The sequence below is a fragment of the Sphingomonas sp. H160509 genome, from assembly GCF_024124765.2.
Lineage (GTDB): Bacteria > Pseudomonadota > Alphaproteobacteria > Sphingomonadales > Sphingomonadaceae > Sphingomonas.
The window spans coordinates 1,519,020-1,542,069 of sequence record NZ_JAMXSR020000002.1; the positions used below are offsets into that span (position 1 = coordinate 1,519,020).

At 64.7% G+C, this 23,050-nt stretch carries 16 protein-coding genes and 4 pseudogenes; 8 read left to right on the top strand and 12 right to left on the bottom strand.

Annotated elements, in window-relative coordinates; genetic code table 11:
* Positions 1–222: 222 nt before the first annotated feature.
* The 4 genes and pseudogenes from NHF48_RS09160 to NHF48_RS09175 form a co-directional block, all read right to left on the bottom strand.
* Positions 223–1,626 (bottom strand): annotated as a pseudogene (locus NHF48_RS09160) (ATP-binding protein); the annotation flags it as partial.
* Positions 1,627–1,783: 157 nt separating this feature from the next.
* Positions 1,784–2,638 (bottom strand): annotated as a pseudogene (locus NHF48_RS09165) (PAS domain-containing protein); the annotation flags it as partial.
* Positions 2,626–3,126 carry a hypothetical protein gene (locus NHF48_RS09170; RefSeq protein ID WP_253070920.1) on the bottom strand — a complete coding sequence of 167 codons (501 nt, stop codon included), beginning with the start codon at positions 3,124–3,126 and terminating at the stop codon, positions 2,626–2,628. The pseudogene NHF48_RS09165 and the gene NHF48_RS09170, both read right to left, overlap by 13 nt.
* 283 nt (positions 3,127–3,409) lie before the next feature.
* Positions 3,410–4,975 carry an amino acid permease gene (locus tag NHF48_RS09175; protein WP_253070921.1) on the bottom strand — a complete coding sequence of 522 codons (1,566 nt, stop codon included), beginning with the start codon at positions 4,973–4,975 and terminating at the stop codon, positions 3,410–3,412.
* Positions 4,976–5,242: 267 nt separating this feature from the next.
* Between NHF48_RS09175 and katG the strand changes: the two are divergent.
* Positions 5,243–7,468: pseudogene (katG, locus tag NHF48_RS09180) on the top strand (catalase/peroxidase HPI).
* 455 nt (positions 7,469–7,923) lie between these two features.
* On the opposite strand, the gene kduD reads toward katG, so the two are convergent.
* From kduD to NHF48_RS09205, 6 genes and pseudogenes are all read right to left on the bottom strand, one after another.
* Positions 7,924–8,679 (bottom strand): 2-dehydro-3-deoxy-D-gluconate 5-dehydrogenase KduD, encoded by a 756-nt coding sequence (gene kduD / locus NHF48_RS09185; RefSeq protein WP_253070922.1) that lies wholly within the window; start codon positions 8,677–8,679, stop codon positions 7,924–7,926.
* 118 nt (positions 8,680–8,797) lie between these two features.
* A complete protein-coding gene (gene kduI / locus NHF48_RS09190; RefSeq protein WP_120300984.1) occupies positions 8,798–9,640 on the bottom strand; it encodes a 5-dehydro-4-deoxy-D-glucuronate isomerase in 843 nt (280 codons plus the stop codon).
* Between the two features lie 110 nt (positions 9,641–9,750).
* Positions 9,751–11,052, bottom strand: a complete 1,302-nt coding sequence (locus tag NHF48_RS09195) for an exo-rhamnogalacturonan lyase family protein (protein WP_446741206.1) — start codon at positions 11,050–11,052, stop codon at positions 9,751–9,753.
* Between the two features lie 51 nt (positions 11,053–11,103).
* Positions 11,104–11,406: pseudogene (locus tag NHF48_RS25910) on the bottom strand (exo-rhamnogalacturonan lyase family protein); the annotation flags it as partial.
* Positions 11,403–12,479, bottom strand: coding sequence for an exo-rhamnogalacturonan lyase family protein (locus NHF48_RS09200; protein WP_253070924.1), 1,077 nt, complete (start codon positions 12,477–12,479; stop codon positions 11,403–11,405). The pseudogene NHF48_RS25910 and the gene NHF48_RS09200, both read right to left, overlap by 4 nt.
* 11 nt (positions 12,480–12,490) lie before the next feature.
* Positions 12,491–13,150: a DUF6250 domain-containing protein gene (locus NHF48_RS09205; RefSeq protein ID WP_253070925.1), complete on the bottom strand. Its 660-nt coding sequence runs from the start codon at positions 13,148–13,150 to the stop codon at positions 12,491–12,493.
* 408 nt (positions 13,151–13,558) lie between these two features.
* Between NHF48_RS09205 and NHF48_RS09210 the strand changes: the two genes are divergently transcribed.
* Genes NHF48_RS09210 through NHF48_RS24935 form a run of 6 tightly spaced genes read left to right on the top strand, consistent with a single transcriptional unit; the run spans position 13,559 to position 17,644 of the window.
* Positions 13,559–14,125 (top strand): GDSL-type esterase/lipase family protein, encoded by a 567-nt coding sequence (locus NHF48_RS09210; protein WP_253070926.1) that lies wholly within the window; start codon positions 13,559–13,561, stop codon positions 14,123–14,125.
* The gene (locus NHF48_RS09215; RefSeq protein ID WP_253070927.1) at positions 14,116–14,751 is read left to right on the top strand and encodes a hypothetical protein; all 636 of its coding nucleotides are present in this window, start codon (positions 14,116–14,118) and stop codon (positions 14,749–14,751) included. Before NHF48_RS09210 ends, NHF48_RS09215 begins: the two co-directional genes overlap by 10 nt.
* The gene (locus tag NHF48_RS09220) at positions 14,693–15,349 is read left to right on the top strand and encodes a rhamnogalacturonan acetylesterase (protein WP_263816826.1); all 657 of its coding nucleotides are present in this window, start codon (positions 14,693–14,695) and stop codon (positions 15,347–15,349) included. Before NHF48_RS09215 ends, NHF48_RS09220 begins: the two co-directional genes overlap by 59 nt.
* 1 nt (position 15,350) lies before the next feature.
* The gene (locus NHF48_RS09225) at positions 15,351–16,325 is read left to right on the top strand and encodes an alpha/beta hydrolase (RefSeq protein ID WP_253070929.1); all 975 of its coding nucleotides are present in this window, start codon (positions 15,351–15,353) and stop codon (positions 16,323–16,325) included.
* 16 nt (positions 16,326–16,341) lie between these two features.
* The gene (locus NHF48_RS24930; protein ID WP_342454615.1) at positions 16,342–17,076 is read left to right on the top strand and encodes a hypothetical protein; all 735 of its coding nucleotides are present in this window, start codon (positions 16,342–16,344) and stop codon (positions 17,074–17,076) included.
* Complete coding sequence (locus NHF48_RS24935; protein ID WP_342454735.1) at positions 17,003–17,644, top strand: oligogalacturonate lyase family protein; 642 nt, start codon at positions 17,003–17,005, stop codon at positions 17,642–17,644. Before NHF48_RS24930 ends, NHF48_RS24935 begins: the two co-directional genes overlap by 74 nt.
* A gap of 11 nt (positions 17,645–17,655) precedes the next feature.
* On the opposite strand, the gene NHF48_RS25915 is transcribed toward NHF48_RS24935, so the two are convergent.
* Positions 17,656–17,808, bottom strand: coding sequence for a rhamnogalacturonan lyase family protein (locus tag NHF48_RS25915; protein WP_446741138.1), 153 nt, complete (start codon positions 17,806–17,808; stop codon positions 17,656–17,658).
* Positions 17,805–19,463: a rhamnogalacturonan lyase gene (locus NHF48_RS09235; protein WP_446741139.1), complete on the bottom strand. Its 1,659-nt coding sequence runs from the start codon at positions 19,461–19,463 to the stop codon at positions 17,805–17,807. The genes NHF48_RS25915 and NHF48_RS09235 overlap by 4 nt, the downstream gene beginning before the upstream one ends.
* A 339-nt stretch (positions 19,464–19,802) precedes the next feature.
* Between NHF48_RS09235 and NHF48_RS09240 the strand changes: the two genes are divergently transcribed.
* Positions 19,803–22,988, top strand: a complete 3,186-nt coding sequence (locus tag NHF48_RS09240) for a TonB-dependent receptor (RefSeq protein WP_253070930.1) — start codon at positions 19,803–19,805, stop codon at positions 22,986–22,988.
* Positions 22,989–23,050: the final 62 nt, after the last annotated feature.

Here is a 23,050-nt window from a genome sequence, read left to right on the forward strand (position 1 = left end):
CACTCTGATCGGTCCCAATCGTGGATGCATTACGCTGCTACATAGGCCGGCACGTAGACGTCCGGATGCCGGGATATCTCCGCCGCAGTCGCTTTCCCCACTTCTTCGCTATGGCGGTGGGGACGCTAGAAAACGCGCAGGCTTTGATGGACTTGATCATGCCCCCTGTTCGAGCTTGTCTACGGGAGCAAGGCGCGCGCCTGATGGACTTCGCCTGCTCAACTAGGCTGATGACGGGGAACTACCGATCATCTCCGCAACCTTGGCTGCCAGCCCCTGCATCGTGAAAGGCTTGGTGAGCAACGCCATCCCGGGTTCTAGATGCCCGTTGCCGACCGCGGCATTCTCCGCATAGCCGGTAATGAAGAGCACCTTCAGGTCGGGTCGGAGAGAACGCGCCGCGTCAGCGACCTGCCGCCCGTTCATGCCGTTGGGTAAGCCGACGTCGGTGATCAGCAGCTCGATCTTGGCACCCGATTGCAATACCTTGATGCCTGCTGCGCCATCCGCTGCGCCAATCACGGTATATCCCTGTTCTTCGAGCACCTCGTCGATGAGATGTCGGATCGTCGCTTCGTCATCGACCACCAGGATCGTCTCGCCGCTAGCCAAGGCAGCGGATGCGATCGCCTCTTCCTGATCACTCGGCAAGGCATCGCCCGCATAGCGAGGAAGATAGATGCAGATCGTGGTTCCCTGCCCCAGCTCGGAGGAGATCCTCACCTGTCCACCCGACTGGCGGGCGAAACCGTAAATCATCGAAAGACCGAGCCCGGTGCCCTGACCAATCGGCTTGGTCGTATAGAAGGGCTCGAAGGCGCGCTCGATCGTTGCCGGCGACATGCCCGTGCCGGTGTCGGTGACGCAGACCGACAGATATTGGCCGGGCGGCAGGTCGCGCTCCAGAGCCGCGCGATCGTCCAGCGATGTGTTCGCCGTCTCGATCGTGATCCGTCCGCCTTCGGGCATGGCGTCCCGTGCGTTTATGCAGAGATTGAGAATGGCGCTTTCGAGTTGCGTCGCGTCGATCATCGCGGGCCACAGCCCGGCCGCGCCCACCACCTCGATATCGGCGGTCGACCCGACCGTCCGGCGCAGCAGGTCCTCCATTCCCGCGACCAGGCGATTGACGTCGGTTGGCTTGGGATCGAGCGTCTGCCGACGCGAAAACGCGAGCAGCCGCTGCGTCAGGGAAGCGGCCCGCCGTCCGGCACCTTGGGCGGCGTTGATGAAGCGCTCGGCGTCGTCGAGCTTGCCACGTTCCAGGCGCAACTGGAGCAACTCCAGGTTGCCCATCATGCCGGTAAGGAGGTTGTTGAAGTCATGCGCCAGACCACCGGTAAGCTGGCCGACCGCTTCCATCTTCTGCGCCTGGCGTAGCTGATCTTCGATTTGCCGCTGCCCGGTCATATCGACGCCGACGCCGGTTCGCCGGACAGGTTTGCCGTTGTCGTCGAAATAGGTGTGCCCACGGGAGAGCACCCATCGGATCGATCCGTCCGGATGAACCAATCGATATTCTAGCTCCAGATCTCCCGAGCGTTGCAGACCGCCAGACATTGTCTTCTGCAGCGAAATACGATCCTGCGGATGAACGTTGGCGAGAAACTCCTCGCGAGGCAGGCCGGCGGCACCGCGCTCGGGGTCCAGTGCGTACAACGCCGAGACCGCCGCGTCGCAAAAAGAAGAGATCGGTGGCGACGTCATAGGTCCACACGCCGACGCCCCCCACGGCCGACAGGGCGAGGCGCGCGAAATCCTGCTCGTCGTGCAGCCTCGCCTCCATCTCGCGCTCGCCCGTGACGTCGCGGCCGGTAGCGTAGGTGATGTCACCAGCCGGTGCGGCGACCCATGAGATCGTGCGGTTCGAGCCATCCTTGTGCCTATACCGGTTTTCGATTCTCAGCTGGTTCCCCGCCGCGGCCGTCTCATAGGCGTCGACCGTCTTGTCATGATCGGTCGGGACGACGAATTCGTTGACATGGTGTCCAATCAGCTCGTCGGGCTCATAGCCAAGAACCGTGGTCCAGGCCGGATTGACCCGGCGGAACATACCGTTGAAGTCGACCGCCACGAGAAGATCGGGCGAGGTATCCCACATGCGGTCCCGCTCGGCCGTACGCTCATTGACCTGCCGCTCGAGCGTCGCGTTCAGCTTACGCAACTTCGCCTCGCTCTCTTGAAGAGCCGCCTCTGCATCGCGCCGGGCGCTGATGTCGCTTGCCGCTCCGAACCATTCGATGATCTCGCCGGCCGGGCTCAGCAGCGGTACGGCACGCGACTGCGTCCAGCCGACAGTGCCGTCCGAACGGACCACGCGATGTTCGAGATCGAACGTCGCCTTGAGCCGGATGGCGTCATCGATGGCTGCGGTCACCGCGGCTTGATCGGTCTCGGGAATATAGGACAGCAACCACGAACGGTTCGGCTTCGACGAAGACGTGCTCGGCAGGAAGCCGCCGCCGTCGAGCTCCTTCATCTCTCCCCAGTCCGGACTCATCCGGTAGAGGACGTCCGAACTCGCTTCGGTCAGGAGGCGGAGGCGGGCTTCACTCTCGCGCAAGCGCTGTTCGACGCTAACCGCGTTCTCGGTCCGATCTGTCATAACGTCCTTAGCGCGGCGATCTATTTCAGCCATTTACCAACTGCCGAACACAGTGCAAATCGCACCTGATTCCCCACGCAATTGAGGTGCTCCGATCGCTCCATAACGCGCCCGACCACGGGCGGGTTCGAGCTGTGGCTTGGCGACTTTGCCGCGTATGCCGCTATTCGGATACGCGGTGTTTCAGCATGCTGGCCTTGTACAGAAGACGTTCCATTTTCCCTATCGCTGCCCCCCGACAACGTCAGCGGATCGTCGAGATCACCCGTACCATCGCCGACGATCAGACCCTCGGCGGTCAGATGCAGGAGCCAGCGGGATGCTACTGCGGTTGGAATGCGGTGCAACTCGCTGATGTCTCGCCCGGTCATGCGGGCACTGCGCGCGTCGGCAATGAACAGCTCGAGAAGAAAGTCCCAGCTGGGTTCGCCGAACAGCGATGAGGGAAGTTCCTCGGTACGGCTGCGCCGGAAGGCCAGCATGAACGCCGCCAGATCGGCAGCTTCGTCATGATCGATCACCCCACGGCACTCCGATCTTCGCGTCTCTTCACAAACAACACCTACACGACGTGGTGGTTGCGACGGTTCAAGACGAAGGAGGAGTGGGCGCGTCCGCGACCGGTTCAAGGTGGTCACGCGCCCTACACATTTGGCAGCCATCACGGTCAAGTGTTCTCGCTCCCACGACCGACAGGCTGATATATCAACAGCCCGGCCAGATCGTCCGCACCTGTCGGCCCCTGCCCCGCGCTTTCGTCCAGGTCGGACGCCAAACACTCTGAAGACAGCCCCCTGAATAAGCTCAGGGCTGTTCCCCGACCGGGGCGACATACTCGCCCATGTCGGGCGCATCGTCCTGCGGCTCGCCACGCTGCAGGTTCGAATGGCGGATGCCGTACGCGAAATACAGCACCACCCCGCCCGCCATGTACCAGAGGAAGAACACCAGCACCTTCATCGGCACCGTGGTGATCAGGTAGACGCACGACGCGATGCCCAGCAGGGGCACCACCGGATAGAGCGGTACGGTGAAGCCGCGTGGCAAGTCTGGCGCGGCACGGCGCAGATAGATGACCGACAGGCAGACGATCGAGAACGCCGACAGCGTCCCGACCGAGGTCATGTCGCCGAGCACGTTGATGTCGAAGAACCCCGCCGCCACCGCGGTGATGACGCCGACCAGCACCGTGTTGACATACGGCGTCTTGAACGTCGGGTGCACGGTCGCGAACACCCGCGGCAACAGGCCGTCGCGTGCCATCGTGTAGAAGATCCGGGTCTGGCCGTACATCAGCACCAGCACCACCGACGTCAGGCCGATGATCGCGCCGATCTTGATGAGCTTGGCGAGCCAGCTCCAGGTCGGGCCGAAACTGTCGACCACCACGGCGACCGGATCGGGCACGTTGAGCGCGGTATAGGGCACCAGCAGCGTCATGATCGCGGCAACGAGCATGTAGATCAGCGTACAGACGACCAGCGCTCCGATGATCCCGAACGGCATGTCCTTCTTCGGATCCTTCGCCTCCTGCCCCGCCGTCGATATCGCCTCGAAGCCGACATACGCGAAGAACACGATCGAGGCGGCGCGCATCACGCCGTCCACGCCGAACTTGCCGTCGCCCTGGCTGGCGGGGATGAACGGCGTCCAGTTGCGTGCGACCAGTTCGTTAAAGTGCGACAGCACGATCGCGCCGCCGACCGCGATGAAGGCGACCAGCACGCCGACCTTGATCGCGACGATGATCGTGTTGACCTTGGCCGATTCCGCCACCCCGCGCACGAGCAACGCGGCGAGGGCGAGGCAGATCAGGAACGCCGGCAGGTTGAAGATCGTCGTCACCGGCTGGCCGTCGACGAGCACCGGCACGCCGCCCCGCATCAGTGGGTACCCGGCCGGCCCGGTGAACTGCGGCGGAATGTGCAAGCCCAAATCGCCTAGCAGGCTTACCACATAGCCCGACCAGCCGACCGCCACCACCGACGCCGCCAGCCCGTATTCGAGCATCAGCAGCGCGCCCATCATCCACGCGACGAACTCGCCGAGCGTCGTGTAGCCATAGGTGTACGCCGATCCGGACACCGGCAACGTCGACGACAGCTCGGCATAGCACAGCCCGGCAAACGCGCAGACGATACCCGCCACGACGAACGACAACAGCACCGCCGGCCCGGCGTGCAGCGCGGCCGCCGAGCCGGTGCGCACGAAGATGCCCGCGCCGATAATGCAGCCGATGCCCAGCATCAGCAGGTTCCATTTGCCCAGCGTTCGCTTCAGCTCGCTCGCCGCGGTTTCGCGTTGCACCTGCGCAATGGATTTGCGCGCGAACATGCGCTCGACGATGCCCCTCGCGGCCTTGGTTGCCATATTTCCCCCGGGGTCAGATAAGCCAGCCAACGCGTCTAAGCGCAGCGACCAACCGGGACAACGCAATCTTGCTGCTTTCTAAGGGGTTAGCGTTTCGAAGCCCGTGGCAGACACACGGCTCCCCTGCGCTCCGCAACGCGACACTCGGCCAGCGTTGGTGATCGACTGCTGTCATCAATCGTATCCGAATAATCGATTGGACAAATGTCGGTCATATCCTGCATCTTCCGATCACGCAGGTAACACTGATTGAGAGAGGACGCCGACATGGCCGATTACGAACAGCCCAAGAGCAGCGGTTGCCCGATGGGCCCCAATGGCGGCGGCGAGGTCAAGGCCCGCTCGCTGCTGGGTCGCACGAACAAGGATTGGTGGCCGGATGCGCTGCCGATCGACATGCTGCACCAGCACGGCGTCTCCCCGACCCGATGGGCGAAGAGTTTGACTATGCCGAGTCGTTCCAGCAGCTCGACTATGCCGCATTGAAGGCGGACCTGACCGCGCTGATGACCGACAGCAAGTCCTGGTGGCCGGCCGATTACGGTCACTACGGCCCCTTCATGATCCGCATGGCATGGCACGCCGCCGGCACCTACCGCGTGACCGATGGTCGCGGCGGGTCGTCGTCGGGTCAGCAGCGCTTCGAGCCGCTCAATTCGTGGCCGGACAACGGCAACCTCGACAAGGCACGTCGCCTGTTGTGGCCGCTGAAACAGAAGTACGGCAAGAACATCAGCTGGGCCGATCTGTTCATCCTCGCCGGCAACGTCGCGATCGAGAGCATGGGCGGTCCGATCTTCGGTTTCGCTGGCGGCCGCAAGGACGTCTTCGCCTCCGAGGGCGACACGTTCTGGGGCGCCGAGGAGCTGTGGGTCAACGAGGGTGCTCAGACGCGCATCAGCGAAGACATGCCCGAGCTCGAAGGCCCGCTTGCCGCGATCCAGATGGGTCTCATCTACGTCAATCCGGAGGGTCCGGGCGGTGATCCGAACCCGCTCCTGTCGGCACGCGACATGAAGGCGACCTTCTTGCGGATGGCGATGAACTCCGAGGAAACCGTCGCGCTGACCGCCGGCGGCCACGCGTTCGGCAAGTCGCATGGTGCCAAGCCTGCCCCGCATTTCAAGGCTCCGTCTTCCGAATCCGTGCATATGCAGGGTCTTGGCTGGATGACCGACAGCGAGGAAATTGGCCTGGGTCACATCACGACCTCGGGCATCGAGGGCGCGTGGTCTAACAACCCGACGAAGTGGACCGGCGATTACCTGCGCCTGCTGTTCAAGTACGACTATGAGCTAACCGAGAGCCCGGCCGGCGCAAAGCAGTGGCAGCCGGTCAACCCGGCACCCGAGGACATGGCACCCGACGCACGCGATCCCAACAAGCGCGTGCCGACCATGATGACCACCGCCGACATGGCACTGAAGATGGACCCCGAGTTCCGCGAGATCGCGCTGCGTTTCCGTGAAGATCAGTCGGCACTCGACGACGCGTTCGCACGCGCCTGGTTCAAGCTGACGCACCGCGACATGGGTCCTCGGGTTCGCTATCTCGGGCCTGAGGTTCCGGAAGAGACGCTGATCTGGCAGGATCCGGTTCCCGAGGGCACCGCGCCGTCGGACGCCGACGCCGCTGCGTTCAAGGACGCCGTGCTGTCGAGCGGGCTGACGATCGGCGAGCTGGTCAAGACCGCCTGGGCGTCGGCATCGAGCTATCGCCGGTCGGACCACCGCGGTGGTGCGAACGGTGCGCGCATCGCGCTCGCGCCGCAGAAGGACTGGCCGGTCAACGAGCCCGGAGCAGCTGAGCAAGGTCCTGGCCAAGCTCAACGAACTGCGCGGCGACATGTCGCTGGCCGATGCGATCGTGCTGGCCGGATCGGCTGCGGTCGAGAAGGCCGCGCGCGATGCCGGCCACGACGTTTCGGTGCCGTTCCTCGGCGGTCGCGGCGATGCGACGCAGGAGTGGACCGATGTCGAGAGCTTCGTGTGGATGGAGCCGCAGGCCGATGGCTTCCGCAACTACCTGAAGACGCGTCATCCGGTGAAGACCGAGGAGCTGTTGCTCGACAAGGCGTCGCTGCTCGGCCTGTCCGCGCCGGAGATGACCGTGCTGGTCGGTGGCCTGCGCGTGCTCGGCGCGAACTTCGGCGACGCGCCCGAGGGCGTCCTCACCGAGCGTAAGGGTCAGCTGACTAACGACTTCTTCGTCAACCTGCTCGACAACGACACGTTCTGGGATCTGGTCGACACGTCGAGCGACGAGAAGTTCATCGGCTACGATCGTGGTGGTCGCGAGAAGAAGTGGCAGGCGACCCGTACCGACCTCGTCTTCGGGTCGAACTCGCAGCTGCGCGCGACGGCCGAAGTCTATGCCGAGAACGGCCACGAGCAGAAGTTCGTTCGCGACTTCGTCAAGGCATGGGTCAAGGTCATGAACGCCGACCGTTTCGACGTCACGGCCAAGCCTGTCTCGTCCAACCAGGCGACCTGAGCTTCGGTGACATGAATATAAGCCGTGGTGGTTCGGACAATGTTCCGGAACACCACGGCTTAGCTATGACTGGCCTATGTAGTTCATAGGCAATTACACGGTACCCGCCCCTCGCTCGTCTCTGGGGCTATTGCGTTACACACGTACACGAGACGGTCTGCGAAAGCGCCGGTTATCAGATCTTCGCGAAGATGATCGCATTCGTCACGCCACTTCAGGAACGCCCAAAGTCACCCGTTTCGGCGGTAGACAGACGGATCGCGTGATCGTGACAGCGCCAACCAGAGAAGCCGATTTTGACAGGTTCCTGGTAAAGCTCATCGACCCAATTAAAGTTACGCAGATGCCTTAACTCACGGCGCAGTTCGTATGAGCAATTTTGCGCTAAATTTTATAGTTTTCGGCAAAGGCTCGGGAACGCTGAAGTCTCACAATTCTCGACGACGACGTGAGGATCACCGAGCGAGCCAGCCGCCATCGACGGCGAGGATGTGGCCTTGCACGTAGTTGGCTGCCGCCGACGACAGGAACACGGCCGCACCGCCAAGATCGCTCGCGTCGCCCCATTTCCCTGCCGGGATGCGGTCGAGGATCGAGCGGTTGCGGGTCTCGTCCGCCTGGAGTGCAGCGGTGTTGTTCGTCGCGATGTATCCCGGTGCGATCGCGTTGACGTTGATGCCCTTGGCCGCCCATTCGTTCGCGAGCAGCTTGGTCAGCCCGCCGATCCCCGACTTGGACGCAGTGTAGCTCGGCACGCGGATGCCGCCCTGGAAGGTCAGCATCGAGGCGATGTTGACGATCTTGCCCGAGCCTTGCGCGATCATGTGGCGGCCGGCGGCCTGGCACAGGAAGAACACCGACTTGAGGTTGGTGTCGATCACCGCGTCCCAGTCCGCTTCGGTGAAGTCGACCGCGTCGGCGCGGCGGATGATGCCGGCGTTGTTGATCAGGATGTCAAGACCGCCGAGCTTGGCCACCGTCTCGTCGACGACGCGCTGGACCGGTTCGATCGTCGACAAGTCGGCCGACACGATCTCCGCGTTCCGCCCGAGAGCGCGAATCTGCGCGACGGTATCCTCGGCAGGCGTGCGGCCGACACAGGCCACGTCCGCGCCGGCGGTCGCGAGCGCGAGGGCGATGGCCTGGCCGATGCCGGTGTTCGCGCCGGTGACGATGGCAACCTTGCCGGTGAGATCGAAGGGATTTGTCATGCTTTCTCTCTCATTCCCCCTCCCGCCTGCGGGAGGGGCTAGGGGAGGGGAAATGAGGGCCAACGCTCGTGGACACGCCCTCCCCCGACCCCTCCCGTGAACGGGAGGGGGGGAAGATTTACGCCAGCTGGCAGATATCCAGGACGTTCATGTCGGTATAATCCTGGTTCTCACCCGCCATCGCCCAGATGAACGCATAGGCCTTGGTGCCCGAACCCATGTGGATCGACCAGGGCGGGCTGATCACCGCTTCCTCGTTCGCCATCACGATATGCCGGGTCGCCTCGCCCTCGCCCATGTAGTGGAACACGCGGTCCTTCTCGAGATCGTCGAGCTCGAAGTAGAAATAGATCTCGCTGCGACGCTCATGGATATGCGGCGGCATCGTGTTCCAGACGGAGCCGGGCTTCAGGACGGTCAGGCCCATGACGAGCTGCGCGCTGTCGCAGATGCCGGGGATGACCATCTGGTAGATCGTGCGCTCGTTCGAGTCCTCGAGGCTGCCGCGCTCCAGCGTGGTCGCATCACCGACCGAGATCACCCGCGTCGTGAACGCCTTGTGCGCCGGGCACGATGCCAGATAAAAGCGTGCGCCGTCGCCGGAAAACTGCACGTCCTTCGCGCCCATCGTCACGTACAGGCAATCCTTGTTGCCAAGCGTGAACGTCTCGCCGTCGACCGTGACGGTGCCCGTGACCTTGCCGACGTTGACGACCGCGAGTTCGCGACGCTCCAGGAACGGGTGCCCTGCCGCCGATGCCGGCTCGGCCTGGTCGGGCAGCTTCACCGAGCCGCTAGCGACGGCGACGCCGCCGATCACGAAGCGTTCGGCATGAGTGTAGTTGAGCACGCACTCACCGTCGCGGAACAGGTCCTGGATCAGGTACCGGTCGCGCAGTTCGTCGTTGGAGACGCACTCCATCATGTCGGGGTGCGTGGCGTAGTAGGTGCGGTCGTACATGCGGGACTCCGATGGCCGAGAGATGGATGCCGGAAGCGACACCTCAGTTGATAGAACCGATACCGCTCCGCATATTTTGGCGCAAGTGACCACAATACGGGATTTTCAAATCAATCGCGACCGGCGTCGCCAAGACGGCGTTTGCCCAACTCCTCCGGCGATTGGATGGTCGAACGGTCGAGCGCCTCGGGGATCAACGTCAGACACTGGATTGCGGCGAGACCCCATTGCGCGGACGCGTTGGTCGAGACGCCGGGCCATTCGGTGACGTGCCCTTCGGTATGCCGCGGATCGCTCGGCCATGTGCCAAGCCCTGCATCGCCCGACAGGAACTCGCCCGCCGCTCGGGCAGCGAGTGTCGCATCCTGCGTTTCGTGCGCGACGTACGCGGTGAGCCGCGAATGAGCCTCACGGAGGTTGCGCGGGCCAAACGGTGCGCCGAATTTCGCGAGATAGTCGGCTTGGGGCGCGTTGTACCAGCGACAATAGTCGAGCCAGGCGGTCCGATAGCGCGGCACATCGAGCAGGCGGATCAGTTCGGAACTCACCTCGACAGCGCCGAATACCGCGTTCAGATGCGAGAGCCGGATACCGCGGTTCTGGTCGACGAACCGTCCCGAGGCGAGATCGAACGGCGCGCTGCCGGTCATCCAGCCGTGCGGCAGGCGGCCGATGCTGTCGAGCCCGGCGACGATCCGGTCGTGCCAGCGCGTATCGCCGGTCCGCTCCCATTCTGTCAGCCATGCCGCCGCGAGCGGGCACCAGGTCGTGCCGAACGTCATCTCGATCGTGCCGGCCGGCAGGATCGGCTTCTTCGCGCCCGGCACCTTGCGCCCGATCTCGACCTGTTGAAGCGTCTGGTCCGAGGTCAGCAGGTCGCGCATCAGGTCGCCGACGCGCTCGTCGGCGGTCAGGTAATAGAAGATGCGGCGATAGCTGGCGTTGCTGACGCGTGGCTGTTTCGAGCTGTCGCTCCAGTGCTGGACGCCGTGGCGCGTGCCCATGCCGGCGAAGCGACCGCCATGATACACGTCGACCTCGCCGGTGTGCCGCGTCATCGCCTCGGCAAAGCGGAACGCCTGCGCGTTGCCGGTGCGCAGGACCGAATACCAGAGCCAGAGATCGGGCGAGAGTTCGCTGTTGTCCCATGCGAACCCGCCGATATCGTACCGCCAGCGATGCCGGTCGCTGTCGTACGTGTGCATGATATCGCCGTGGTTCCAGAACCCGTACCAGGATCGGCGGTCGACCTCGCCCGCGTAGAAGTCGATCAAATTGTCGAGCTGGTTCTCGATCGCGGTGCGGTTCGGCGTCGAGCGATCGGGCAGGCCCCAGTCGCCGAACACGTGCGCGGCGTGGAGGTGTTCGGGGCTCGCCATCAACTGCGGCGGTGTCGCTTGAGCCTTCGCCATCTGCGCGAGCGTCGCGGTGTCGGGCGTCGCGGGCAACGCCCAGAGCGTCAGCTCGCTGGTACGCGCGATGCCCGACGCATCGTCCCAGCCGGGCTCGTAATCCTCATAGGTGACGGACAGCCCCTCGTTCTGTGCGGCGTATCCCTCCATCCCCATCGCGCCGTGATAGGGGCGCAGATCCATCGCCGGTGCTTCGGGCGACCACAACCACGCGGTCAGCCGCGCGGCATTGCGATCCGCCCCGTCGATGTGAAGTGCGGTAGGATGACGCTGCCAGAAATAGCGTTGGCCGATTGCGACGCCGCCGTCGGGACCGCCGACATAGGCGAGCCCAGGCACCCGCGCGCCCCTCATCGGCGTCGATCCAGCCCCTGCCCCGGCGCGGTCCGCTTGGTCAGTTGCCAGCCATTGGCGTTGGGCTGTTCGAGACGGAAGTCGCCCCAGGCGGGGATTCGTTCCAGCGTGTCGCGCACCGCTGGCGCCATCGTTGCGAGCGGCGGCGTAGCGTGGCCAGCGATCTGCGCCTCGCGGAACGCACGGCCAGGATCGCGACGCAGGCCGGTGAGCGGTCGGACACCCTCGGCGAACATCTGGCCGTCGGTGGCGATGCGGACGTGGCGATCGTGGAGCGCGCCACGCATCGGCACGGACGCCTGCACGCCCAGGCTCGCGAGAAAGTCATGGCCCGCATTGCCGTCGAACACGAAGCTGTGGACGATCCGCAACGCCGCCGATCCGGCATAGGCATAGAGCCGCACCGTAAAGGGGAGCCAGCGACGATCGGCCATCGCGTGCCGCCCCTCGATCTTGACGACCGCGCGGACGGGTCCGCGTTGCTCGATGCTGACCTTTTCGATCTCGCCGGCGAACGACACGGGTTCGCCGTGGAGCGGGTCGGACTTTACCGAACCGACTAGAGAAACGGCGCCGAGCACGGGCCGCCCGGACTGGCTCGCCGAGCGGACCAATGCGGGGCCGGTGCGACCGATCTCCCAGCGCAGGTCGCCGACGTCGATGAGCACGGCATCGGTCGTCTCGGTGACCTTCACCGCGCGCGCCGGTGTCGTCGCCCGACCGCGCGTGACGATCAGGCCAGCGGGCGCGACATCGGCGGGTATCGCGTGGGCGGTCCACTTGATCGAACCGTCGGGCCAGGTCGCGGTGGTCCAGGTCTGCGCGGGTATGTCGGCACCATCGGCGGTGCGAACCGCAAGCGCGGTGTTGCGCTTCAAGACGCCGCGCGGCCAGGCGATGCCGAACGTCTGCCCCAAGTGCATCGTCGGCGCAGTCCCGTCGATCCAGCGGATCGGCGCGGGCTGGAACACGCGCGCGGGCGCGGCATCGAGCCGGACCGGCAGCAACGCGGTCGCACCGCCGAGCAGTGCGACCTTCAGCGTATCGCGCCGCGTAGGGTTCATTGGGGTCATGATCGTCTCCATCAGCGGCGCGTGATCGACAGGTGGCGAATGCGCAGGTGGCTCCACGTGGTCCGCAGCCCGAACTGGCCGGACGCATAGGGTTCGGGATCGTCGAGCGTGAACACCCGCCGCCCGTCGCGCTCGACCGCGACCGTCCGCCCGTCCGCGATCAGCCGGATCGTCGTCCAGCGATTGGGCTGAAGCATGTCGGCGGTGTCGCGCCTGTCGTGCTGGGGCAGCAGCGGGCGATCCCCGACGCGGCCGACATAGCGGCGGAAGCGGGTCGTCGTGTTCCGGTTGCCTCCGATACCGACATAATAGGTGCGCAGGCTGTCATAGTCCGCGAAGGCGCCGCTGCGGCGGTGGACGAGAACGGAACTCCCGTCGTCTTCACGGGCCATCCAGAACGCGTTGAGGTCGCTGACTTTGTCGTTTGCGCCACCCTGCGATACCGCCAACGCTTCGAACCGAATGACGACCAGTCCCGCGACCGGCTTGCGCCACCAGAGCGTCAGGCCCTTCGCGGTATCGATGTCGATGATCCCGCCGCGTTCGGTGACTCGCGCCGCGGGGTCCTCGGCCTCGACGACCCAATCGGCGAGCGGCTGGCGGGCGATCGACATCGACGGCACGCTGGCGAGGATACCCGCTGCGATGTGAAGCCGTGCATTCAAGCGCATGCTGCCCTCCCCATGCGCTGTCATCGCGCTCCGCCATTGCATAGGCCGCGAAATCGCCGCCGCCAAGTTCGTGCCGAATATTAGTTAGGCATTCCACATGATGGTTATGTCATCGAGATGCCGGTTGCTCTTTTCGGAACGGCGTCGCATCATGCGGGAAAGAAGACACGGGAGAGTGTGGGTGAAGAACGGCCGGTTGATAGCCATCGCTCTGGGTGCGCCTGCGTTGGTCGGAGCCGCCCCCTGCCCCGATGCGGATCTTCATCGCCAGCGACTCGACCGCGCAGGACTACAAGGCGGATCGCTATCCGCAGTCGGGTTGGGGAACGATGCTGCGTTGTGCCGTGGCGCCAAACGTCAGCATCGAGAACCGCGCGATTGGCGGGCGCAGCACCAACAGCTTCATCCGTGAGGGGCCGGCTCGACAAGATCGCCGCGGACCTGCGGAAAGGCGACACGCTGCTGATCCAGTTCGGTCACAACGATGCGAGTGTCGACAAGCCCGAACGCTTCACGACTATCGAGCAGTATCGCGCGAACCTCCGCCGCTTTCTCGACGTCGCCAGCCATGCGGGTGCGAAGGCGGTGATCCTGACCCCGGTCGCGCGACGCGATTTCAAGGACGGGGTCGAGCAGCCGAGCTTTCCGACCTATGCCGACGCGGCGCGACAGGTGGCGCATGAGACGCGGACTCCGCTGATCGATCTCGGCAAGACGTCACAGGCCTGGGTGCAGGCGGCCGGGGCCGACGCGGCAAAGGGCTATTATTTGCATTACACCGGCGCAGCAGGAGCGCCCGGCTATCCCACCGGCGTGGCCGACGACACGCATTTCAGCGAAATCGGCGCACGGCGGGTTGCCGATCTGGTGGCAACCGGGCTCCACCGTCTGAAGCTGCCGATCGCGCGGTACGTGACGCCTGGGACTCCTGCCCTGACACGCGCGACGCCGGCGGGTGGCCCGTCGTGCGGCTGATCGGCGCGCTGGCTCTGGGACTTACGTTAACGAGTACCGCAGCCGAAGCGCAGGTACGACGGTTCGTGTTCGGTGGTGGCTCGGCCCCGAAAGACGCAGTGTCGGTGGCGGCCGGGCGCGTCTATGCGGACGGCTTCGGTTTTGAGGGCGGCAATCCAGCGTTGTTCTCGGTCGCGGCGCCGCCGGGCAATTACCGGGTTACGGTGACCCTCGGCCTTCCCAAGATGCGTACCGACACCAGTATCAAGGCGGAGTCGCGGCGATTGATGCTCGACGCGGTCGTCGTGCCGGCGGGGCGATCGATCACGCAGAGCTTCGTCGTCAACGTCCGCAACGCCGCACTCACCCCGCCGCCGCTGAACGCGCCGGGTGGGACCGCGGTGCTGCTCAAGCCACGCGAGCGCGGTTCGTTCAGTTGGGACGACCGGCTGACGCTGGAGATGCTTGGGACGAAGCCCGGCGTGACTGAGATCACGATCGAGCCGATCACGGTGCCGACGATATTCCTGCTCGGCGATTCCACCGTCACCGACCAGCCGGCCGAGCCTGCCGCCAGTTGGGGGGCAGATGCTCCCCGCGTTCTTCCGTCCGGACATCGCCGTCGCCAATCACGCGGAATCGGGTGAGACGATGAAATCCTTCATGACCGAGTTGCGTTTCGCCAAGGTGCTGGAGTCCGCGAAGCCGGGCGATTGGGCGCTGATCCAGTTCGGGCATAACGACCAGAAAGCGCAGTGGCCGCAGACCTACGCCGCGGCCGAGACGACCTATCGTGATTATCTCCGCGCGTGGATCGCAGAGTTTCGTCGACGGGGCGTCGAGCCTGTGCTCGTGACCTCGCCAGAGCGGCGGATGTGGGCGGGCGAGAAGATCCGCCCGACTCTCGCGGAGTATGCCGCGGCGGTGAAGGCGGTCGGCGCGGAATTGCGCGTGCCGGTGATCGACCTGAATGCCGCGAGCATCCGCTTCTACGAAGCGCTCGGACCGACGCGCGCGCCGCTCGCGTTCAACGATGGCGGCAAGGACGCGACGCATCACGACAATTACGGCGCGTGGATGCTTGCGCGCGCGGTCGCGGCGGGCATTGCTACCGCGAAACTGCCGCTCGCCGAGCATCTGAAGCCGGACCTGACAGCATTCGATGCGGGCCATCCGCCCGATCCTGCCACGTTCCGGCTTGCGCCGAGCGTGGCGCATGACTCCACGCGACCGGACGGAAACTGAGATGACCACGCGACGTACAATCCTGGCCGGTGGTCTCGCCAGCGGACTGACGAGCCTGCTGCCGCTTCGCGCTTTCGCACAGGGCACGACGCTGGCGGTGGAGCGGTTCGCGCTCTGGCCTGGTGCGGCACCCGGAGCCCCGATACCGGCGGTCGTCGACCAGTGGGTCAAGCGTTCGCCGACCGGCGCGGCGGACGACATCGCCTGGCCGCATGTCGCGACGCCGATGCTGACGGTGGTGCGACCGGCCAAGCCCAACGGCGCCGCGGTGCTGATCTGTCCCGGCGGCGGTTACGCACGCGTAGCGGTCGGCCGGACCGGCGGCGGTATCGCACGCGACTTCGCGGCGCGCGGCATCACCGCGTTCGAGCTGCTCTATCGCCTGCCGCACGATGGCTGGGCGGCGGGTCCTGATGCGCCGTTGCAGGATGCGCAGCGGGCGATGCGCGTGATCCGTACGGGGGCGGGCACGCGCTGGACAGTCGACCCGGCGCGCGTTGCCGTCACAGGCTTCTCCGCTGGCGGGCATCTCGCGGCACGGCTGGCGTCCCGGTCGGGTACGCCGAGCTACACGCCGATCGACGCGGCCGACCGCCTGTCCGCAAAACCAGCGATCGCGGGGCTGTTCTTTCCCGTCGTGACGATGCTCGACGACGGCGTGCATGCGCAATCGCGTCGCGAATTGCTGGGTCCGCACGCCGCCGATCCAGCCTGGCAGCGCCGCTATTCGACGCAGCTGGATCTCCCGGTCGACATGCCGCCGAGCTTCGTGATGGCGAACGCCGACGATCCCGCGGTGCCGGCGCGCAACAGTATCCTGCTGTACGAAGCGCTGCATGCCGCCGAAATTCCCACCGAACTGCTGGTGTTCGAAAAAGGCGGCCATGGCCCTCCTGCCCCGCACCGCGACGGCACGTCGATACCGTGGATGGACCTTTTCCTGGCCTGGTCGCGCGACCATGGCTGGCCCGCGTGACGACAAGGATCTGACGATGCGAAACAGTGTATTCGGGCTGAGCATCGCGCTCGCCGTCGCCGCGCCCTCGATCGCGGCGGCGCCCGCGTCGTGGATCGATGCCAAGACCGGTCACAAGATCCTCCGCCTGTCCGACGCGCCCGGCAATTACGCGCTGTATTTCAACTACAACGCCTACACGCCGCAGGGCGACCTGATGATATTCCAGAATGCCGACGGTATCTCGGTGGCGGATACGAAGACATGGGCGGTCAGATCCTTGCTGCACCGGCCGGGCGCTCACCTGCTGTTCGCCGGTCACAAGACACGCACCGCGTATTTCTCCGAACAGGCCAAGGGTGGCGACGACGCGCTGATCACGATTTATGCCGCCGACATCGATACGGCCAAGGTCCGCAAGATCGCGGTGGTGCCGAAGGGCAGCCGCATCGATACGCTCAACGCCGACGAGACGTTGCTCGCCGGACAGGTCGCATCGCGCGACATTCCGCTCCAGCCCAACGCGGCGGGGGGTCGATATCAAGACCGGACAGACGGCCTACGCGGCGAACTGGCCCGACGGCCGGCCGATGGTCTATGCCGACGCCAAGGAGTTCCGGCTGAACCAGCGGCTCGACGCCGAGATCCCGATGGAGATCTTCACCGTCGACGTGACGACCGGGCAGCGGCGCAGCGTGGTGAAGGCGACCGACTGGCTCAACCACCTGCAATTCTCGCCGACCGACCCGACGCTGCTGATGTATTGCCATGAGGGACCGTGGCACCGCGTCGATCGAATCTGGACCATTCGCACCGATGGCAGCCAGATGACCAAGGTCCACGCGCGGACGATGAACATGGAGATCGCCGGCCATGAATTCTGGTCGCCCGACGGCAAGACGATCTGGTACGATCTGCAGACACCGCGCGGCGAGGATTTCTGGCTCGCCGGCTACGACGTCGCCACCGCCAAGCGCCGTTGGTATCATCTCGAGCGCAACGAATGGTCGGTCCACTACAACGTCTCGGCGGACCAGAAACTGTTCTCGGGCGACGGCGGCGACAGCGAGATGGTCGCGCACGCCCCCGACGGGAAGTGGATGTACCTCTTCCGTCCGAAGCCCGTGCCCGACGTCGCCGGGATCCGCGCCGACAATGCCGACAGCCTGATCGAAGCAGGGACCTTCGCCGCAGAGAAACTCGTCGACATGGGCAAGCAGGATTACAAACTCGAGCCTAACGCGCGCTTTTCGCCAGACGGGAAATGGCTGATCTTCCGCGCGAACATCGAGGGCAAGGCGGCGATCTACGCAGTGGAGACCGCCAAGCCCGGACCCTGACGGCGGCAGCCTCAGTCGGCGTCGTTCGACGGCCTGAGGCTGCCCGGAAAATAGCCGAGATGTGGCGGCTGGTTATAGGCGGTGTTCTGCCACGCGACGCCCGCGCGGTAGACCGGGTCCTGCATCAGCGTCACGAGGCGGTGCCTGGTTGGGTACGGCGTCACGTAGATGCGCAGTTCGCGGTTGTCGGCCGAGCGCCACACCACCTCCCTCGCGCCAGTCGCCGAGAATGTCCGCCTGTAGCGCAGGGGTTGGATTTGGTGCCGTTATTCGATGCGACGTCGGTCGGATGCAGCAACGGCGTAGCGGTGCCCGTCTTCCAGTTCCATTTGCTGATCGTCGTCCCGTCGAGCAGTTCCTGGAGCAGGTCGCCGTCCCAATAGAGCGCGAAGTTGGTCTGGCGCGGCGCCGGACCGATCGCGTTGCCCTTCACGTCGAACAGGTCGCGGCTGTTCGAGCCCCACAGCTCGGCCCCGACATGGCGCGGATCGATATCCGCGGCGAGCCCGCGGCCGGTATCGGTATCGGCTGGCTTGGTCCACAGGATCGAGCCGGTGCGCGCGTCAAGCAATGCCGAGCCGATCCCGCCATTGGTCTTCACCTGTTCGTGCACGCCCCATTTTTCGAGCCCCGGACGCAGCGGATCGAGATCGGCGATGCTCAGCTGGTGGTTGCCGCGGTCGGCATAGTCGGCGTTACCCGGCGCCGCGCTGTCGAACAGCCAGCGCTTGGTCAGCTTGCCGCCGCGATAATCCCAGGCGGCGATCGCGGTGCGCGCATAATAGCCGCGGCCGAAGATCATGCTGGGATGCCGTCCATCCAGATAGGCCGTGCCCGCGAGGAACCGGTCGGAGCGGTTGGCATAGCCATCGCCCCAGGTCTCGCGCATCTGCTCGAAGCTCGGATTGCCGCCGGGAAAGCGCGGCGGATCATAGGCCGCGGTGGCGAGCGCCTTGCCGGAGCGGCCGTCGAACACCGTCAGATATTCCGGGCCTTTCATAATACGTCCGACGAGCGGAGCGACCTTGGTGCCGTCCGCGAGCACCTTCGCGCCGGTCTTGTCGGGTTGCGGGACTTCCCCGTCGCGACCGCGCCAGTCCGCCTTCGCATCGCCGATCGTGACTCCGGTGCCGTCGACGGTGCCGTCCGCGGTCTTCATCGCGACTTCGGCGCGGCCGTCGCCATCGTAATCGGCGACCTGGAACTGTGTGTAGTGCGCTCCCGCACGGATGTTGCGGCCGAGGTCGATCCGCCAGAGCCGCTTGCCGGCGAGCGTATAGGCGTCGACGAAAACGTTGCCGGTATAACCCGCTTGGCTGTTGTCGTGGCTGTTGGTCGGGTCCCATTTCAGGATCAGCTCGTAACGCCCGTCGCCATCGAGATCGCCGACGCTGGCATCGTTGGCGGTATAGGAGAACGCCTCGCCATCGGGCGTCGTCCCGCCGGGCGGGGGCACGAGCGGGATCGAGAGATATCCGTTCGGTGCCATTAGCGCAGGCGCGCTCGGCGCCGCCGTCTTGCCGCCGACGATAGAGCGAATTGTATAGCGTGCGCGATCGTTGCCCTCGCGATCTACGAACGACGTCGCGTCGGCGACCGGCTGCGATGTGATCTTGCGGCCGTCGCGATAGACGTCGAAGCGGGTCGCGGACGGATCGTCCCGCAACAGCCGCCAGCTGACGAGCCAGCCGCCGTCCTTCGCGGGCGTGGCGACGACGCCGCGATCGAGCCGCTCTACCGCATGGGACGGCGCTGCGGCCAGCGCGGGCGTCGCAACACCGACCATGAGCGCCAGGAACGCGCGGCTGCCTATCGTCATCATCATCTCCATCGCGGCGTGCCAATTATCGCACTTATCCCAATTATTATGATTGCCCTTCAGGAAATGGCAAACTAATAAACGGGACAGAGCTTCACAATATGGTTTTTCGTCGGTCATGGTACCGGCATTGGCGACGGTAACGACCGCGCCGAGACGAGGGGATGATGATGACTGGACCCAGCACAGAAATCGATCGCGCAACATGCCGCAAGGCCTGCCGCGCCCGTGCCTTGTCTACGCGCCCAGCCGGCTAGCCCAGCCACCTAGCATGGTGAATTCACGATGGGCCGGCTACCGCATGCGTCGCCGCCCGGAACGTCTTTCGGGGGAAATATGATGACACTTCACACTTGTTCGGTGCGCAATCTGGCGATCACGACGTCTGCACTGGCGCTGATGCTGGGCTCGGCGACCGCCGCTACCGCCCAGACAACTGCACCTACGGCGCCCGCGACGGACGTTGCGCAACCCGCACAGAAGCCCGCGCCCGACGCGAGCCTGCCGGACGGCGCGACCTCTGAAGACATCCTCGTCGTCGGCACGCGCGCGTCGCTGCAATCGGCGATCGCCCGCAAGCGCAAGGCCGGTACCGTTGTCGACTCCATCGTCGCCGACGACATCGCCAGCTTTCCCGACAAGAACCTCGGCGACTCGCTGGCCCGCGTCACCGGCGTGCAGCTCGATCGCGACTTCGGCGAAGGCACCAAGATTTCGATCCGCGGCGTCGAACCCGATCTGAACCGCATCGAGATCAACGGCGTCACCCAGGCCAGCGCCGATGGCAGCCGCTCGGGCGATCTGCGCGATCTCGCGACCGAACTCGTCAAGTCGATCGACGTCTACAAGGGCTATAGCGCCGACCTGACCGAAGGCGGTCTCGGCGGCACGGTCAGCGTCGAAACGCGCCGCCCGCTCGAACTGGCAAAGCCACTTCTCAGCGCAGTGGCCTCCGCGCAACATCTCGACACTGCACAGAAATGGCGTCCCCGCCTCACCGGCATCTTCGGAACGCCGCATTTCCTGCTCGATGGCCTCGGCATTCTGGGCACCGTCAACTACGAGAAGAAACAGCTCCGCCAGGACTATATCAGCAACACCAACTGGAAGCGGATCGCGGATTTCGATCGCTCGGACGAGAAGACCGTCGCCAACCCAGCCTACGCCAATTTCAACAGCTATGGCAGTTGCGCAGGCGTCGGCGGAGCGAATGCGGCAGCGGCGACGACGCGGCGACTGGCCTGCGAGACGCAGTTCTTCGACTGGGTCCCGACCGTGCCGCGCCTGCGCCAGCGCCGGATCGACGACCAGCGGCTGTCCGCCGATCTCCAGGTCCAGTATGAATTCGCGCCGAACTTCCGCGCATTTGCCGAAGCGATCATCACCAACCGCAAGCAGCAGTTCAACGACGTCAACTACTCGCTCGATCTCGGCCGTTTCGAGCGCTTCAACTACGACGCCGCGCTGCCGGTTGGACTGAACGGCGGGACGTCGCGTCCGCAGATCACCGCGGGCACCTCGACCAGCGAGAACCACGTCGTCACCAGCGCGCTGACCGCGCTCAATTCGGTCAATGTCGGCACCGCCGCTGCACCGGTCTGGAACGGCGCCAGCAACATTCTGGGCGTCCAGCGTCGCGATTTCACCTACGACCAGCGCACTCGATACTACCTGACCGGGTTCGACTGGACCTTCGACGATCTCAAGATCAAGGCGCTCGCGTCGCATTCGACGGGCCGAACCGTCAACAATACCAACCTGCTCGCCTATTCGACCGGCATCGGCGGGATCACCGTCGACCGCCGCAACGACCTCGGCATTCCGGTGTTCGTGTTCCCCGAGAACTTCGACCCGAATTCGACCGGCGCCTATGTCCGCCCCGGCACGATCAACGCGCCCGGACGGCAGGCTGGACCGACCGTCCAGTACCGCCCGGAGGACAAGAACAACAAGGAAGACCAACTCAAGCTCGACGCGGACTGGAACACCAACCTGCCGTTCCTGACGAGCATCGAATATGGCGGGCAGTTCCGCTGGCAGGAGTATGAGAACTACAACGGCGGCGGCTCGCGCCTGCTGACGCCAGCGGTTTCGGCGAATCCGTCAACCGGCGCCGCGGCCGTCCCTGCCGTGTATCAGACGAGTGCCAACGTTTCGTACACCACCGTCGTCACCGATACGCCGCCGGCCGTACGCGCCGCGAACACCTATTACATGACGCAGGCCCAGTACGCACAGTTCATCGCGGCCAATACCGGCGGCCTGCCGGGGGCGGGCCTGTTCACTGGGCTCAAGGGTGCGCCGGCGGGCCTGCCTTCGCAACTGTCCGTCCCGACGATCGACTTCGACCGACTGGGCCAGATTTATGACCTCTCGGGCTTCGATCAGGATCTGGTGCGCAACGCCGATGGCCAGTCGCAGATCCCGACCGTTTTCATCAAGGAAACCGTTGCCGCCGCATATCTGAAGGGTAATTTCGAGCAGGACGTCCTCGGCATGCGGTTCAGCGGCAATGCCGGCGTTCGCTATATCAAGACGACCGACAAGGGCACCGGCACCAACATCAGCCGGCAGACGCGGATCCGTCCCGGCACGGGCGTGCCCGGTATTCCCGCAATGATCGAAACGGTCACGCTTGCGGCAAACTCGCTGTCGTTGAAGAACAGCTACACCGACTGGCTTCCCGCGTTCAACGGCGCGCTGGAAATCACGCCGAACCTGACCTTCCGCGCAAACTGGGCTCGCAATCTCGCCCGTCCCAAGCCGACCGATCTGGTCCCCAACGTCAATTGTCTCGATGACTCGACCGATATTACCGGGCTGCAGGACGCCTGCACCGCGGGCAATCCCGACCTCGTGCCGTATCGCGCCGATCAATGGGAAGTGAACCTCGGCTGGTTCCCGAACAAGGACACCGCGGTCAGCATCGGGTATTTCAAGAAATACGAGAAGAGCTTCGTCATCTCGAACGTGACGCGCGGCGATGTCGATCTCTTCCAGGACGGCTCGCTGTTCACGGTGCGCCAGCCGGTCAACGGGTTCGGCGCGTTGCTGGACGGGATCGAAGGCAGCGTACAAACCGCCTTCACGTTCCTCCCCGCACCGTTCGATGGTCTCGGGGCCAGCGGCAACTTCACCTATGCACGCGCGATCCGGACCAACCTGACCAACGTCGCCACCGGTCAACCGCTCAACGACTATCCCGGCCTGTCGAAGTGGACCGCGAATGCGAGCATCTTCTACGACAAGGATTGGCTCAACATCCGCGTCAACTACAATTACCGGTCGAACTGGCTGGCGGTCGTGTCCGACGTCAACTTCGACAACAGCCCGATCTATCGTCGCGGCGAAGGCTATTTCGATGCCAAGGTGACGTTCCGATTCCCCGAGCAGCATACCCAGTTGTTCATGGAGATCCAGAACATCAACAAGGAGTCGTCGGCGAGCTACATCGACAAGGCTCGGCCGGTGGAATATTATTACGCCGGCCAGCGGTTCTTCGCCGGTCTCCAGCTAAAATTCTAGAGCGCTCCCTCCTCGGCCGACCGCCGCAAGACGATCGGCCATTTTTTCTCGGTTTTCCAATC